Here is an 18,570-nt window from a genome sequence, read left to right as displayed (position 1 = left end):
AACGGTCATCGATCCAGTCGTGCGTTGAGAATCCGGGCGATCTGGGCAATCGCACCCGGTTCGGTCATCGCGAGGTGGGTCGCGTCGATGTCGAAAATCGAAATCTGCCCACGGACCACCTGCGCCCATCCCTCGGGACCCGCGGCGTCGGATCGCCTTTCACGTGTCGCGGTGAAGTAGAGCATGTCGCTGTCCAAGACCGCAGGCCGCCACCGACTGGCCGCCCGGATCGCCAGGTTGTAGGCGTCGGTCAGGCGCTCGATCCTTGCGGCGTCGACACCGAGGTTGCCTCCCAGGTGCCGTTCGATCAGATCGGCGGCCTCCTCGGCGGTCGCATCGGGACTCACGAAATCGACGCCCATGACCGGACCGAGATTGCTGATCAGTTCTCCGGCCGTGACGGCGGAGAGCGTCGACTCGTCGACACCGCCCACCTCGGCGTCCAACAGTGCCAGTAGCGCGACCTGTTCACCGGCGGCGCGCATCTCGACAGCAATGGCATGGGCGATCGCACCACCCAGCGACCAGCCGAGTAGGTGATAGGGACCGTGTGGCTGAACCGCGCGAATCTCGTCGAAGTAGCGTTCGGCCATTTCTTCGATCGACGTCGGACCGGGTACCTCGCCGCCGACTTGTGGCGCCTGAATTCCGTAGATCGGTCGACCGTCGCAGAGATACCGGTCGAGTGTGCGATAACACCACGACAGGCCCACGGCCGGGTGGATACAGAACAGTGGTGGTCGCTCCCCGGCGGTCCGGATCGGCAGCAGCACATCGAAGCCGACGGATCGGTCGACGACGGGTCCGGAGTGCATTCCGGATTCGATCCGCTTCGCCAGATCGGCCGGGCACGGATCCGACAGCATCCAGCTGATCGGAACCTCGTAGTCGAGTTTTTTGCGCAACTCGCTCACCACTTGCACCGACTTCAGCGAATTACCACCCAATGTGTAGAAGTCGTCATCGGCGCCCACCCGATCCATACCGAGTACCGCCCCGAAGACCTGTGCGACCTCCCCTTCCAGCCAGGACGAGGGCTCCCTGAACTCCGCTACCGCGAGCACCGGCTCCGGTAGCCGCGTGCGGTCCAGCTTGCCCGACGCGGTGAGGGGCACCGTGTCGAGCACCATCACCGTGGTGGGCACCATGTAGTCGGGTAGTTCGGATGCCGCGTGCGCCGAGACCGCCGCGGTGTCGACCGTGGCGCCCGCGGCGGGCACCAGGTAGCCGACGAGGTGGTCAACCGCACCGCTGGAGCGCATCACGGCGATCGCCCGGGCGACGCTCGGGTGCTCGGCGAGTACCGCCTCGATTTCACCGAGTTCGATCCGCAGGCCGCGCAACTTCACCTGGAAATCGGTGCGGCCCAGGTATTCCAATTCGCCGCTGTTGCGCCAGCGCACCAAGTCACCGGTGCGGTACAGGCGCTGGCCGTCACCGTACGGATCAGGCACGAACCGTTCCGCGGTGAGACCCGGACGGGACTGATAGCCGCGCGCGAGCTGGTTGCCCGCCAAGTACAGCTCCCCAGCGACACCGGGTGGTACCGGATGTAACCGGTTGTCGAGTACGTATGCCCGCGCGTTCCATACCGGTGTGCCCATCGGCATGTTCCCACTGTCGGCTTCGGTCACCCGATGCGCGGTCGCGCACACGGTGAACTCGGTCGGCCCGTACAGGTTGTGCAACTCGACCCCGGGCACTATCCGCCGCACCGCCGCCGCCACCTCGGGGCCGAATGCCTCACCGCCCACCAGGAACGTCCGCACCGACTCCAGCGACTGGGCAGGCACCGCGTCCGCGAAGACCGCCAGCATCGACGGCACGAACGCGGCGATCGTGACCCGCTGGGTGGCAATGGTTTCGGCGAGATAGGCCGGGTCGGTGTGCCCGTCGGCTCGCGCGATCACCAGCCGCGCCCCCATCGCCAGTGTCGCGAACAACTCCCACACCGACATGTCGAACGTGGCCGGGGACTTCTGCAGCACCACATCATTCGGCATCAGGGCGTAGGTCTCGTTGACCCACCGCAACTGGTTCACCACCGAATAATGCAATACCGCAACACCTTTCGGTCGCCCGGTCGACCCGGAAGTGAAGAGCAGGTATGCGATGTTGTGCGGTCGCAGTGATGCGAGCCGATCGGCGTCGGTGACCGGCGCGTCATCGAAGCCGGACAGCTCCAGCCCATCGAGGGACGACAGCTCCAGCACCGGCGCGGCGATCGACAGCATGTACGCGACGCGGTCGGCCGGAAGGTCCGGATCGACCGGCACGTACCCACCGCCTGCGGCGTGCACCGCGTACATGGCGGTGATCTGGTCCAGTGAACGCCGCATGCGCAGCGCCACCAACGACTCCGGACCCACTCCGCGGGAGATCATCCACCGCGCCAACCGGTATACGCGAGACGCGAATTCCGCATAGGTCAGCGACTGTTCGCCGAACGTCACCGCGGGCCGGTCCGCATACGCCACCACGGAGTGGGCGAAGACCGAGGCGAGCGTCTCGCCGGAAGGGAGCCTGCGATCGGTCGAATTCCACTGCGTCAGAACGGCTTCCCGTTCATCGGCGCCGAGCAGATCCACCTCGTGCACCGGCTGTGCCGGATCGGTCACCAGTGCGCCGAGCAATCGCAGCAGGCGATCGACGATCGTGGTCACTGTCGTCGGGTCGAAGAGGTCGCTCGCGTAGGTCACCCCGCCGCTGATGCCGGCCGGGGCACCGGTGGAGTCGTAGGAATCCGACACCGTGATCTGCAGATCGAACAGTGCGGTGTCGCTGTCGGCCGACGCGGCCGACGCCGAGAGCCCCGGAAGTTCGAACTGCGCCCTGGCGAGGTTCTGGAATGCCAGCATCACTTGGAAGACTGGATGGTGGGCGCGCGAGCGCACCGGGTTCAGCTCCTGCACCAGCCGCTCGAATGGAATATCGGCGTGCCCGAACGCGGCGAGATCGGTCTCGCGCACATGCTCGAGCAGCTGGGTGAACGTCATCCCCGGGGTCAACCGGGTCCGTAACACCAAGGTGTTGACGAACATCCCGACCAGATCGTCGAGTTCGGGCTCGCCGCGTCCCGCATACGGAGTGCCGATCGCTATATCGTCGGTATCGGCCAGCCGGGCCAGCGCGGCCGCCAGCGCGGCGTGGAAGACCATGAACAGCGTCGTGTTATGTGCTCGCGCGACCTGCTGCAATCCCGCGTGCAGATCGGCACCGACCGTTATCGGCACGCTCGCGCCCGCATAAGTCTGCATGGCCGGTCGCGGTCGGTCGGTCGGCAGCTCCAGCAAAGCTGGGAGTTCCGCCAATTCGTTTGTCCAGTAGTCGATCTGGGCGCGTAGCAGCGATTCCGGATCGTCTTCGGTCCCCAGCACCGTCCGCTGCCAGATCGCGTAGTCGGCGTACTGCACCGACAGCGACGGCCAGCACGGTGTCTCCCCGATCAGGCGTGCCTCGTACGCGGTCATCATGTCCCGTGCCAGCGGACCCAGCGACGACCCGTCGCAGCAAATGTGGTGCGCCACCACGGCCAAGACCCGCTCCTGCGGCCCGAGCTCGAACAACCGCACCCGCACCGGCGCCTCGACCGTCACATCGAATACCGTCGAGACGAACGCCGACAACGACTCGGCCAGTTCCGGTTCCGCGACCGAGGTCACGGTCATCGGCGCCATCGCCTCGGCGGCGGGCAGGACAACCTGCGACGGCTCGCCATCGGCATACGGGTATACGGTCCGCAGTACCTCGTGCCGGTTCAGCACATCCTCGATGGCCGCGCGCAGCGCGTCGAGATTCAGCTGTCCGGACAGCCGTAGCACGATCGGAATGCTGTAGGCGGCCGAGCCGGGCTCGAGCCGGTTCAGGAACCACATTCGCTGCTGTGCGTACGACAGCGGAATTCGCTGTGGCCGTGGCTGTGCGGTCAGCGCCACCCGACCGGTATCGGCCTGCGATTCGGCGCGCGCGGCCAACCTCGCGACCGTGGGCGCCTCGAAAATCATCGACGCCGGGATGGTCGCGTCGAGCGCGGCACCGATCCGCGCGGCTACCCGGGTGGCCACCAGGCTGTTGCCACCGAGTTCGAAGAAGTCGTCGTCGGCGCCTACCGGACCGCCGATGCCGAGGACGTCGGCGAATACGCCGGCCACTATTTCCTCCACCGGTGAAGCCGGGGCCCGGAATCGCTTGGCCTGGACGACGGGTGCGGGTAGGGCCGCGCGGTCGAGTTTTCCATTCGGCGACAAGGGGATCGCATCGAGGATCATCACCGCGGCGGGCACCAGATACGACGGCAGCACCTCGGCCAACGCCGCCCGCAACTGCTCGCCCGACAGACTCGCCCCGGTTTCGGGTACCGCATAGGAAACCAACATCACCGGACCCGTGCCCGCATGCCACGGCAACGTGACCGCGTATGCCACCTCCGCACGCGCGCTCAGCACCGCGTCGACCTCGCCCAGCTCGACCCGGTAGCCACGGATTTTCACCTGGAAATCGTTGCGCCCCAGGAACTCCAGAGCACCATCGGTATTCCAGCGCACCACATCACCCGTGCGATACATGCGGCGTCCAGGTTCCCCGAACGGGTGCGCCACGAACCGCTGCGCACTCGTTGCCGCCTTGTCGAGGTACCCGCGCGCCAGCGCCGACCCCGCCAGATACAACTCTCCAGCCACCCCCACCGGCACCGGCCGCAGCCGGGCATCCAAGACCAGCGCCTGCATGCCTTGCAGCGGGGCACCGATCGTCGGCCGGTCACCGGGTCGCAGCTCACCCGTCGCCGTGGCAACCACCGTGGCCTCGGTCGGCCCGTACAGCTCCCGGAACTTCCGTGCGCCGGCGATGTCGGTGCCCGCCCACCGATTCACCAGATCCGCCGGGACCTTGTCACCCCCGGACAGCACCACCCGCAAGTCGTCCAGCCCGGCCGGAACCACCGACGCGAGCGCGGCAGGGGTCATGAAGGCGTGGGTAACCCGCTGCGCGCGCAGGAGTTCGGTCAACTCAGCGCCGCCGTAGATCTGCGTCGGCACCACGACCAGCGCACCGGCACGGCTGACCGCCATCAGGATCTCCAGCAGGGCGGCGTCGAACGACGGCGACGCGAAATGCAACACCCTGGATGTGTGTCGGAGCTCGCGATCGGCGCGTAGCGCCGAGACGAAGTCGGCGATGCCGGAATGTGTGACGGCGACGCCCTTCGGCACCCCGGTGGATCCGGAGGTGAAGACCACGTAGGCAACGTTCGAGGTCCGCAGTGGTCGCAGCCGCTCGTCATCGCCGACCGGGCCGCTGGCCAACTCGTCGATCTGCGCGGCGGTGGCCGCGTCGTCGAGCACGATCCAGTCCACCGAATCGGGCATCTCGGCACGCGCCGAGGACACCGTGAGGCCCAGCGTCGCACCCGAATCCGCCACCATCTGCTCGATCCGGCCCGCGGGATAGCTCGGGTCCACCGGCACATATGCCGCACCTGACTTCACCACCGCCCACCATGCGACGACGGAGTCCATCGACCGCGCTGCCGCCACCAGCACCGCACTCTCCGGCCCGGCGCCGCTGCGGATCAGCATCCTCGCCAGCTGGCTGGATCGTTCGTCCAGCTGTGCATACGACAACGTGGCATCCCCCGAGACAATGGCGATACCGTCGCCGTTGTCCCGGACGGCCGAGGCGAACACCTCCGGCAGCAATCCGGACGGCTCCAGCGCCGCCACCGTGTGTTCCCCCATCCGCGAGGTGAGCGCCGAGCGCTCGTCGGCTTCCAGCCAGTCGATGTCGCCGACCACTACGGCCGGATCGCCGGCGACGGCTTCCAGTACCCGCATCAGCCGTCGGACAATTCCCGCCGCGGTCGCCTCGTCGAACAGGTCCCGAGCATAGCTCATCATCCCCGAGATACCTTGCGCCACAGCGGCATTGGACGAATCGGACAGCACCAATTGGAGGTCGAACTGGGTCGCCCCGGTATCCACATCCGCCCGTGCCACCCGGACGTCGGGCAGCGCCACATCGACCGTCGACACGTTCTGGAACGCCAAGGCCACCTGGAACAACGGATGCCGTGCCGCCGATCGCTCCGGCTTCAACTCCTCCACGACCCGCTCGAACGGCACGTCCGCGTGCTCGAACGCCAACAGATCCGTCTCCCGGGTGCGCATCAGTAACTCGGCGAACGGCTCGCGCGTGTCCACCCGGGTCCGCAATGGCAGCGTGTTCACGAACATTCCCACCAGTTCGTCCAGGCCAGGCTCGCCCCGCCCGGCGACCGGGGTGCCGATCACTACGTCATCGCTGCCACTGAGCCGCCCCAATACCGTTGCCAGCGCCGCATGCATCACCATGAACAGCGACGACCCCCGCGACCGTGCCAGCGCGAGCAGCCGCTCGTGCAGCCGCGCACCGATCTCCACCGGTACCCGGCCGCCCGACAGCGATGCGATCGCCGGGCGTGGTCGGTCGGCGGGTAGTTCCAGCCGGTCCGGTGCGCCCGCGAGCGTCGAGCGCCAGAACTCCAGTTGCGCGGACATCAACGACGCCGGATCGTCTGCGGCCCCCAGCATCTGCCGTTGCCACCACGCGAAATCCGCGTACTGCACGGCGAGTGGTTCCCATTCCGGCGCGTGCCCGGCCAGTCGCGCGGTATACGCCACCATCACGTCACGGGCCAGTGGCCCCATCGACTGACCATCGCCGGCGATGTGATGGACCACCAGCACCAGTAGAAATTCTGCTGTGGCACTGTCGCTTTCGGCACCCAGTTCGAACAATCCCACTCGCATCGGCACTCGGGCGGTCACATCGAATCCGCGCCGCACGAACTCACCCACCACATCCGGGACCGAATCCGCAGGCACTCGCACCGGCTCCACCAGCACCGCGGGCTCGTCGAGAACGACCTGTCGCGGCTCACCGGAGGTTTCCGGATATATCGTCCGCAAAACTTCGTGACGTGCGACCACATCCGCGAGTGCGGCCGCCAGCGCTTCGGTATTCAGCCGTCCCGACAACCGCAGCATCACCGGAATGTTGTATGCCGCAGAGTCCGGCTCGAACCGGTTCAGGAACCACATCCGCTGCTGCGCGAGCGACAGCGGTACCGGGTCGGGACGCACTCCCGCCAGCAGGGGCAACCGGCCTCCACCGTTGAGTGCTCCTGCGAGCGCGGCCAATCCGCCGACGGTCGGCGCCTCGAATACCGACCGCACCGGCACTCGCCTGTCCAGGGCCGCACCTATGCGCGCCACCAGCAGCGAGGCGCTCAGCGAATCGCCGCCCAGCGCGAAGAAGTCGTCGTCGACTCCCACCCGGTCCACATCGAGCACCTGCTCGAATGTTCGCGCGATCATTTCCTCTATCCCCGGCGAGGGCGCCCGGAATTCTCGCGCGACGGCAATCGGCTCGGGCAATCGCTCGCGATCCAGTTTCCCATTGGCGGTCAGCGGCACCTCATCCAGCACCAGCACCGCGGACGGCACCATGTACCGGGGCAACGCCTCGGCCAGTGCCGCACGCAACTCCTCGCCCGATACCTCGGCCCCGGCCGCAGGAACGACATAGGACACCAGCAGCACCGGTCGCCCGCCATCGCGGCGCGCCACAGTGACCGCATATGTCACATCCGCACGCGCACCCAGCACCGCGTCGATCTCCCCCAGCTCGACCCTGGTGCCGTGCACCTTCACCTGAAAATCATTGCGCCCCAAGAACTCCATCTCGCCATCGGCGCTGCGGCGCACCACGTCACCGGTGCGGTACATGCGCTGCCCCGGCCCCCCGAACGGGCATGCGACGAACCGCGCCGCGGTCAACGCCATCTTGGCGACGTACCCATCGGCCAGACCGGTGCCGAACAGGTACAACTCGCCCGCGACGCCGTGTGGCACGGGCCGCAACCAGGTATCCAGGACCACGGCCGCGACGGCGCCGACCGGCCTGCCGATCGTGATCGCGGCACCGGGCACGAGTGCATCGCCCGCGGTAGCCCAGATAGTGCTTTCGCTCGGCCCGTAAAGATTGACCATGGTGCGATACGGCGCCCACCGATCGACCAGTTCCGGCCCGACCGGCTCGCCGGCTGTCGCCAGCACGCGCAGCCCGTCGAGACCGTCGCACGGGACTGTCGCCAGCGCCGAGGGGGTCACTACGGCATGCGAAATACGTTCGCGCCCGATCAGATCCGCCAGCTCGGGGCCGGCGTAGACATCGGCGGGCGATACGACCAGCCGGCCGCCCGAGCCGTGCGCCATCAACAATTCGAACACCGAGGCGTCGAAGCTGGGCGAGGCGACCTGCAGTACTACCGACATCAGGTCGACGCCGAGTATTCGTCGCTGCGCTGCGACCATATCGGCCAGGCCGCGATGGCTGACGAGTACACCCTTGGGCGTACCGGTCGACCCGGAGGTGTAGCTCACGTACGCGATCTGATCCCGCCGAATCGGTCCGCCGCGTTCGGCATCGGTGATCGGCACGGCGGGAACCGAGTCCACCGCGCCGCGCGTGTGCTCCTCGTCGAGGATCAGCCAGTCGACGCCGTCGGGAAGATGCTTCCCCGCGGACGTATCGGTCAGCGCGAGCACGGTTTTCGAATCCGAAAGCAGAAATTCGATCCGTTCCGACGGCAAGGTCGGATCGATCGGCAGGAATGCGGCACCGGTCTTCGCGACGGCCCACAGGGTGACCGTCGCGGCCAGGGATCGCGGAAGCACGGAGGCGACGACCTGTCCGGCGCGGGCGCCGTGCCGCAGCAGGACCCGAGCCAGACGTGCGGATCGCTCGTCGAGCTGCCGGTAGGTCATGGTGGCCGTGGCGCACCGCACGGCGATCGCTTCGGGTTCGGCGGCGGCGGAAGCGGCGAGTATCCGGTCCAATGTGTCCGGGATCGCGGCCTGCGCACCCGAAACCGGCCACGTCGGCCCCGGCTCCTCGGCGAGCGGCAGCTCGCCCAGCCGCATATCGGCATTCGCGGCGATCCGGCACAGCAACTCGACGAAGCGGTCGAGGATGCGGCGCGCCGACGCGGTATCGAACTCACGGTCGTGGAATCGGAGGGTGATCCGAAGTCCCTGCGCCTCGCCTTGCTCGGACTGCTTCGGTTCCACGACCAGGCTCAGCGGGTACGGCGTTGCGTCCACACCGCTGAGTTCGTCCACTCGCAGGCCAGCCGAATCGACGAGTTGCTGCAGTGCCGTCCGGTCGACCGGGAACGACTGGAAGGTGATGGCGGTGTCGAAGAGTTCGGGCAGACCGACGCTGCGGTGAATCTCGGGTAGGCCGATATGGTGATGATCCAGCATGCGGGCGTGCCGCGCCTGAATGCCGATCAGCAACTCGCGTACCGTCATTGTGGGATCGAGCGGGACTCGCACGGGAATCGTATTCAGAAACATGCCGAGCGTCTGATCGACCAGCGGCAACTCCGGGGGCCGGCCCGAAACGGAGGAGCCGAAGATCACATCGGTCTCACCGGTCAGTACCCGCAGATTCAGGGCCCAGGCCGCGGCGACGGCCGTATTTATGGTGACGGCCGCCTCCGCCGCCACTCGACGAAGTTCTCCGAAACGATCCGCCGTCAAGTCGGCCCCGACCTCGGCGGCGGATACCGAGCCCGCCGCGCCGGCGTCGCGGGACACCCGGGTGGGTGCGTCGACATTCGAAAAGGCTCGCGCCCATGCCGCTTTGGATGCTGCGCTGTCCTGCCGACCCAGCCAGGACAAATAGTCGCGGTAGGAGGGAGCAGGTCCAGCGGAGCCGATATGTGCGGGAGATCCGTAGTAGTCGAGCAGTTCTCGCATCAGCAGCGGCATCGACCAGCCATCCAGGATCACATGGTGATTCGTGACCAACAGCCGGAAGGACCCCGCATCGAGCCGGATCAGCGTCAAGCGCAGTAGCGGAGGAGCCGACAGGTCGAATCCCGCCGCCGCGTCCGCTGCGGCAATGGATCCCGGATCGGCGGCGGATTCCGCATCGCCACCACCGGCGAGATCGATCTCCCGGAACGGGATTTCGGCATGGTCCAGCACGATCTGGCACGGCCCCGCCGCGGTCTCGACAAAGGCGGCCCGCAGGATATCGTGCCGGTCGACCACCGCCTGAGCGGCACGTCGCAGGCGCTCACTGTCGACCGCGCCGGAAAATCCGATCATCGTCTGGACGGTGTAGTTGTCCCCGGTATCCGGGTCGAACGTCGAGTGGAAGTGCATCCCGGATTGTGTGGGCGACAACGGCCACACGTCGGACAGGCCGCGGAACTGCCGCTCGAGCCGATCGATGTCGGGTTGTGTGAGCGCGACGAGCGGAGAACCCGAGGCACGATCCGCCGCCGGGAGTCGAGGGGGTGCCTCGATTGTCACCGCAGCCGCATCGCCGCCCGCCATTGCGGCGAGGGCGGCAACTGTCTTGCCTTCGAATACATCTCGCGGCGTGAGCGTGAGCCCGGCAGATCTCGCCATAGCCACCAGCCGCATCGAGACGATGCTGTCCCCGCCGAGCGCGAAGAAGTTGCTATCGGCGGACACAGTGTCGAGATGGAGCACATCGGCGAAGAGTTTCGCCACGACCTGCTCGGTATGCGTCGACGGCGGTCTGCCGCCTGCGGCGTCGGAATCGAAGGCGCACTGCTGCAACGCTTTTCGATCGATCTTTCCGGTTGGCGTGCGCGGCATCTGGTCGAGCCGCACGATCGCCGCGGGATTCATATAACGAGGTAGCCTGCCCGCGAGATCGTCGCCGAGTGCCGCCACATCTACTACAGCGCCCGGCGCGGAGACGACATAGGACATCAGAACCGGTTCGCCGGCAGGCCCTTCCACCGCAACCGTAGCGACGCTCGCCACGTCCGGGTGCCGGGCCAGGTGGGCATCGATTTCCCCCGGCTCGATCCGCAGGCCGTGAATCTTGACCTGCTGATCGCAACGGCCCAGGTATTCCAGTGCCAGCCCGGCGCGTCCGCGCACCCAGCGCACGGAATCGCCGGTGTGGTAGATCCGCTCGCCGCGGGTGGATCGCGGATCCGCGACGAAGCGCGACGCGGTCACACCCGGTCGATCGACGTACCCGCGGGCAAGTCCGGGCCCACCGATATAGAGTTCGCCCGCGACACCGACCGGCACCGGTCGCAGCCACGAGTCGAGAACCATCGCGGACGCGCCTCGGATCGGTCCACCGATCGTCACCGGCTCGCCGGGTACGAGGGCATCCGACCCCGTCGCCCAAATCGTGCACTCGGTCGGTCCGTAATGATTCATCAGCCGTCGCCCAGCGCCCCACCGGTGCACGGTGTCCGGCCCGGTCGCTTCGCCGACGACCGCGAGCGATGTCAACGACGGTGTCCGGGACGGATCCATCGTATTCAGCACGGATGGGGTGATGATCGCGTGCGAAACCTGCTGCGACCGAAGCAATTCCTCGAGGTCGGACCCCGCGTACACCTCCGGTGGCGCCACCACGAGGCACGCGCCACTGCCATGCGCCAACAGCAACTCCGACATGCACGCGTCGAATCCTGGCGACGCGACCTGCAACACCATCGAATCCATACCCACACCGAAGGCGTCGACTTGCGCCGCGACGAGGTCGGCCAGACCTCGATGGCTGAGGTGGACCGCCTTCGGTTTGCCGGTCGATCCGGAGGTGTAGATCACGTATGCCGCGTTGTCGGCCGACAGCCTGTCGGCCCCGGCCGGGACACCCGTCGGATGAGGTAGATCCTCATAAGCATCCGAAGCCGAAGCGTCCAGAATCAACCATTCGACAGTGTCCGGAAGCCGCGGTGCCACAGCGCTGGTCGTCACGCCCAGACTCGTCCCCGAGTCGGACACCAACTCCTCGATGCGCGCGGCGGGATTGCCGGGATCCAACGGCAGGAAGGCGGCACCCGTTTTCGCCACCGCCCAGATCGCGACGACCAGTTCGGCCGAACGGGGAACGGCCAGTGCGACGATCGACTCGGCGCGAGCACCACGGCCGGCCAGCAGGCGAGCGAACCCGTCGGCGCGATGCTCCAGCTCACGATAGGTCCACCTGGTGTCACCGCACCGAACGGCCACAGCATCCGGATACCTCCGGGCGGTCCCCGACAGGATGTCGCGTAGCACGAGCTGCGCGGTCGGCTCCGCGCTGCCGACCGAAAGCAGTTCCGCGCGTTCTGAATCCCAGCAGGAGGAGACCGCGGCGACCTTCCGGGCGGGATCGCTGACGATCTGGGTGAGCAGCAACTCGAAGCGCTCGAGCAGCGTGCGAGCAGCGTCGGAATCGAATCGGTCGGTGGCGAATTTCAGCGTCACCGTGTAGGTGCCGGGCTCGTCGGCGGCATCCGGTCGTCCGGCACGACTCGACTGCGGCGGGGTCACTTGCAAACTCAGCGGATACGGCGTGGCATCGTGTGTGTCGATCTCGACGAGCCGCAATCCGGCGTCGGAGAGATTGCGTGCCAACAGTTCCCGGTCGAGCGGGTAGGACTCGAGCACCGTAGCGGTATCGAACATATCGGCATTACCGGTGGCCCGTTGCAGCTCCGCCAAGCCGATGTGCTGGTGATCCAGCATCGCGGCCTGCTCGGACTGCACGCGGACGAGCAGGTCGCCGACGGTTTCGTCGGGTTGGAGCCGGACGCGGACGGGCAGCGTGTTGACGAGGAGCCCGACCATGCGCTCGACATCCGGAATCTGCGCCGGGCGGTGCGACACGGTATTGCCGAACACCACGTCCGACCGTCCGGTCAGGGTGGCCACCAGCAATGCCCACGCCACCTGCAACGCCGTATTGGCAGTGACGCCGTGCGAGCGGCCCAAATCGAGAATCGCGGCGGTGGTCGCGGCGTCGAGGTGCAGACCGACTTCACCGGCGTGCGCGGTGACGGTCCGATCCGGCCCGCCCGTGACCCGGGTCGGACTGTCGATTCCGGCGAGCATCTCCCGCCACGCGGCGGTTGCGGCGTCGCGATCCTGGATCTGTAGCCACCGCAGATACTCTCGGTACGAACGAGGGGGCGCGAGCTCGGCCGTATCGCCATCGGATATGTACAGCGCGAGCAATTCGTGGATCAGCAGGGGCATCGACCAGCCATCCAGCACGAGATGGTGGTTGGTGACCAGCAACTGGAACATATCGACGCCGGTGCGCACGAGGTGGAAACGCATCAGCGGCGGGCAGGCCGGGTCGAACGGCGCCGCAGCCGCCGTCGCGCGTCGCCGAAGTGCTTCTGCCTGCTGCCCGACATCGCTGATGTCGGTGATACTCGACTCGCCCCAATCGACCCCGACGTCGCGCAACACGATCTGACGTGGCCCATCGGCACTTTCGACGAACGCGGTCCGCAGGCTGTCGTGCCGGTCGATGAGCACCTGCGCGGCCCGCCGCATCCGCTGCGCATCCACCTGCCCGGCAAACGTCAGCGCCGCCTGCACGGTGTAGCCGTCGTCGACGTCCCGGTCGTAGATCGCGTGGAACAGCAGCCCGGACTGCAGGGCGGTGAGTGGCCACACATCGGTCATCGACGGGTATTCCCGCAGCCAGTGGTCGACATCGTCCTGTGATACCGCGGTGAGCGGGAAGTCGGATGGGGTGAAGCCGGGTGTGGTGTCGGATCGGACGTGATCGGCAAGCGCCCCCAGGGCTAGAGCCCACAGCCCGGCGAGTTCGTCGACCTCCGCACCTCCCAACACTTGTGAGGCGAACTCCCAGGTCGCGTTGAGTTCGAGCCCGTCGAGCCCCTCCTCGGCGATCGCATTGATATCGAGCACGGCGGACAACGCCATCCCCGGATCGCTCGTCGCGGTCAGTGCGGTGAATTCGGTGGTGGGTGCCCAGGGCACCGAGTGTTCACCGACGCTCACCCGGCCGAGGTAGTTGAAACTGATCTGAGGTTCGGGCAGGTCTGCGAGCTCGGCGCTCCCCTGCGAATCGAGATAGCGCAGCATTTGATAGCCGATGCCGTTGTCGGGCACCGCGCGCAGCTGTTCTTTCACCTGCTTTATCGCCAGTCCCGCACTCGAGCCGCCCGCGAGCGCATCATCGATGTCGATGTTCTCCCATTCGATCCGGACCGGGAACCGAGTGGTGAACCAGCCGACGGTGGCACTGAGATCGGCGCCGGGTACGGCCCGCTCCTCGCGGCCATGTCCCTCCAGCGAGATCAACTCTGCGGCCACCGCCGTACCGCGCCGGCGCCGCCACTCACCCAGTGCCAGTATCAGCGCCGCCAGCAGCGGATCGTTGGCACTGCAGTGGAAGCGGTCCGGAATGGTGGTGAGAACCGCTTCGGCAACCGCTGCCGGGATGCGCTGACGCACCCGGCCCGCCGTGGCCCCGACGTCACGATCCGGGACCAGACGGCGCGATCCGAGTAGCTGATCGCCTTGCTCGAGTAGGCCTTTCCACAGGTCGAGCTCCGCCGACCGCCGGCCCGGCGCTTGCTCGACCAAACCGTGCATCCACCGCCGGAACGAGGTGGTGGCCGGGCCGAAATGCGGTTCGCCGCCGTCGCGAACCTGCGACCAGGCCTGCGCGAGGTCGGCCAGGATGATGCGCCACGACACCGCGTCGACGGCGAGATGGTGGATCACCAGCCACATCAGGTCGGGGCCCGAGCCGTTGCGATCCTGAATCCAGACGGCCTGAAACAGCACACCGTTGCCCGGGGCCAATCGATCCGCGGCCTTCTGCAAGTGCCGACCGATTTCGGCGGCGTCACGTCGATCGACCCGAACATCGACGAGCGCGGCGTCCGGATCGACCGCTTCCCGATCGAGCACCTCGACGTACCGACTAGCCGAATCGCCGCGCAGTACCGCCCGCAACATATCGTGGCGGTCCAGCAGGGATCCCACTGCGCGCACCAGGCCCGCTCGATCGACGCCCTCGGGAAGCTGAACGAGCGCGGCCTGCGCGAATCGGTCGTAACGACCCCGATGAAGCATCGCGTGCATGATCGGCGACAACGGCATCGGCCCTACACCACCGCCGGGCAACTCGGCCAGCTCGGGGCTATCGCCGGCTTCCGTCGCCGTTGCTGCCAGGCCCGCGACGGTCTTGTGCACGAAGACATCCTGTGTGGAGAAACTCAGGCCCTCGGCCTTGGCGCGCGCCACCAGCCGGATCGACAGAATGCTGTCGCCACCGAGGGCGAAAAAGCTGTCGTCCGCCCCGACTCGAGGCACGCCGAGCACCTCGGTGAACAGCCGTGCGACCGTCTTTTCCCGGGCGGTCGCTGGTCCACGCCCGACCGCTGCGGTCCCGAATTCGGGCCTCGGCAAAGCGCTGCGATCGAGCTTGCCGAAGGCATTGACCGGCAGGCTGTCCAACGAGAGGATCACCGCCGGGACCATATGCGGCGGCAGCGAAGCGCGGGCGAAGCGCTGAAGTTCGAGCGGATCGATCCGACGACCGCTGACCGGGACGACATAGGACGCCAGCACCGTCGTGCCGATGTTGTTCAGCACCGGCACAGTGACGGACCGATCCACGTCCTCATGTGTGGTGAGCGCGGCGTCGATTTCCCCCGGCTCGATCCGGTAGCCACGGATCTTGACCTGGAAGTCGCTGCGCCCCATCAATTCCAGCGTCGGCTCGGCATTATCGCCGGTCCAGCGCGCGATATCGCCGGTGCGGTACATCCGCTCGCCGGTGCCGCCGTACGGATCGGCGACGAACCTGGCGGCGGTTTCGACGCACAGATGGCTGTATCCACGGGCCAATCCCGGTCCGGCGAGATACAACTCGCCCGCGGTGCCCTTTGGCACCGGTTGGAGCGTTCGGTCCAGCACCATCGCCGAGACGCCGCGGATGGGGCCACCGACCGTATGGGCGCGGCCGGGTCTCAGCATGGAGCCGACGGCGGTCACGGTGGTTTCGGTAGGACCGTATTCGTTGTAGATGGACACCGACGGTGTCGTCCACCGCTCGATGACGTGCGGTGGACATACATCGCCACCGACCACGACTACCCGCAAATCCGTCGTCCGACGCGGGTCCACAGTTGCCAGCATCATGGGCGTCAGCGTCAGGTGGGTCACGTGCTCGTCGGCCAACAGTTGCGTGAGCGGCTCACCGCCGCTCACCTCCGGCGGCACGATCACCAGCGTGGATCCGATCGCGAAGCAGGTCAGAAACTGTTCCAGGGAGGCGTCGAAACTGGGCGAGAGGGCGTATGACACGCGTGAGGTGGCGTCGATGCCGTACGTGGCGGCGCGGTCGGCAACCAGATTCGCGAGGCCGGCGTGCGTAACCTGGACGCCTTTCGGGGCTCCGGTGGATCCCGAGGTATAGGTGATATAGGCGATGTTGGACGGCCGTAGTGGGCGGATACGGTCATCGTCGGAAATCGGCGCGCTCGCGGCGTCGCATTCGCCCAGGGGCGCACGGTCGTCGAGCACCACATGGCGCATCGCCAGCGGGAGCCGCCCGCGCAGGGCGTCGACCGTAATCGCCACAGCCGCACCGCTGTCGGCGACGATATGTGCTATCCGCTTCGCCGGGTACTCGGGGGACAACTGGACAAATGCCGCACCGCATTTCGCGACCGCCCACGTCGCCACGACCAATTCGACCGAACGTCGCAGCATGATCGCCACCGCCGTGTCCGGGCCGCAGCCCAGATCTATCAGATCCCTGGCCAGCTGCGAGGACCTGGTGTCCAGCTCGCCATATGTCATCGTCTGCCCGGCCGAGGCGATCGCGCACGCACTACGATTGCGGCTCGCGCTCTCGGTCAGAATCTCTGGAAGCAGCTGTGTTTCGACCCCGCCGGGCCCCCGCACAGGCAGCAGGGCAGACCGTTCCTGAACTTCGAGCAGCGGCACTCGGCTGACCGGAGATCCCTGTCCCCCTGCGAGGAACTCGTGCAGAAACATGCGGAACCGCCGGTGGTGGCCCGCGAGCTCCTCAGGGGTGTATGCATTCGGATTTCCCTGGAAGTCGATATGTGTACTGTCTCTGCCGGCGCCCGGGTAGATATTGACGAAGAGGTCGGCGGTAGGTCCTGAGGTGAGGACGTGCAGGCGGCCTGTCGTGTTGCCGAGCACAATCTCGTTCTCGATCATCATGAGGTTCACGGCCGGCCCGAAGGATGGCGCCTCGTCGCGCGCAATCCCCATATCGTGGAATATGTCCTCTTGGCGATAGCGCTGCCGCCGAAGAGCACTGGTCAACTCGCTTTGCACAGCGGAGATCAATTCACCGACGCTGCGGCCGGCGACCCGAACTCGCAGCGGGACCACATTCGCCACCATCCCCCCGGAACGGCGCAGCACGGCAGAGTGCCGACCCGAAACCGGCAGGCTCAGCAATACTTCATCGCTCCCGGTCATCCGCGCTAGATAAGCGGCGAACGCCGCGACGATGGTCGGAGTCACGCTCTGGCCGTGCTGGCTCCGCAGTAGATGCGCGGTGGCGTCCGGCAACTCTGTGCTGACCAGCGCCGGATGAATGGTGGGCTTGCCTACGCGACCGGCCAGGCTGACGACGGCAGGCGCGCCTGCCAGGTGCTCGAGCCAGTATCTGCGATCGTTTTCGAAACGTGCCGAACCCCGGTACGCCAGATCCTGCTCGACGACGACCCCCAGGTCCTGCGCCGCGCACGGCGGCGCTTCCTCGGACCTCACCCGAGCGTTGTACAACTCGGTTATCCGGTGCAGCATCGTTACCGCGGCAAAACCATCGAGTGCGATGTGGTGTGCACGCTGGTACCACAGGAAATGGTCCTCGCCGACCTGGAACACGATGCTCGTCATGAGGTCGTCGTTCAGCAGGTCCAGGGGGGCGGAATAATCCTGAACCATGATTTCGTGCGCAGTCGCAACCGGATCGGCGTGCCGACGCAAGTCCATGATCGACACCTGAGCTCCGCGTTCCTCGTCGACGAACTGACCTGGCTCTCCGTCGACCTCGATCAGGCGGACGTGTCCGGATCCGAACTCGCGACCAGCGGTTCTGCATGCCTCGGCAAGCAATTCCGCGTCCAACTCGCCTACGATCTCGACGAATTGGGCTACAGATATCGGCGATGATTCCGCGAGGTGCTGGGCAAACCAGATTCCCCGCTGAGCCGCAGTCAGTGGAAGAATGTCGAATGATGACAGTCGCGCGGATCCATTACCGTCGGAGCGCGCGGCGGAACCGTTTCCCGAATTTGTGCCGGGAAAGTGGAATGAGCCGTTTTGCAGCACTTTCGACTGATCCGGATTGCTATTGATACCGCTCTTGAACTGGTCCATCTCGACCTCCGCTGATATCACTCATTTCAGGAAATCAGTTCTATTGCTGCAAAGTTGCCGATATCAGTGTGGTGGAATTTGCAACATAGCGACGTCAACCGGGTCGCATGCTCAGGAAGGCACCGTCAAGGCGATCGGCACACGATCTCGCCGACGCTTACGCGGCGTTCTCGTCGGTTGGACGTCTCAGCCATCCATCCATCGTCCGGTCGCCCGTCGTGCATGGCCCAGGGACCAGGGGCCAAATTCACAAGGAGCGGGGCGCCATTCGGCACCCTACGGCAAATATACCGCAGACACGTGCCACTCTGTTGAGACAGCGATAACGTTATCTGACAGGCCATTCGAG

General features: G+C 66.5%; 1 protein-coding gene. It reads right to left on the bottom strand.

The annotated features are described in order from the left end of the window. Positions 1-5: 5 nt before the first annotated feature. Positions 6-18,221 (bottom strand): amino acid adenylation domain-containing protein, encoded by an 18,216-nt coding sequence (locus tag ACIBJI_RS03000; protein ID WP_397082819.1) that lies wholly within the window; start codon positions 18,219-18,221, stop codon positions 6-8. Between the last annotated feature and the right edge of the window lie 349 nt (positions 18,222-18,570).

The organism is Nocardia sp. NPDC050408 (assembly GCF_044458905.1).
In the GTDB taxonomy this organism is placed as follows: Bacteria; Actinomycetota; Actinomycetes; order Mycobacteriales; family Mycobacteriaceae; genus Nocardia.
The sequence above is the reverse complement of the archived record's forward strand: the minus strand, read 5'-3'. Positions and strand labels throughout refer to the sequence as shown.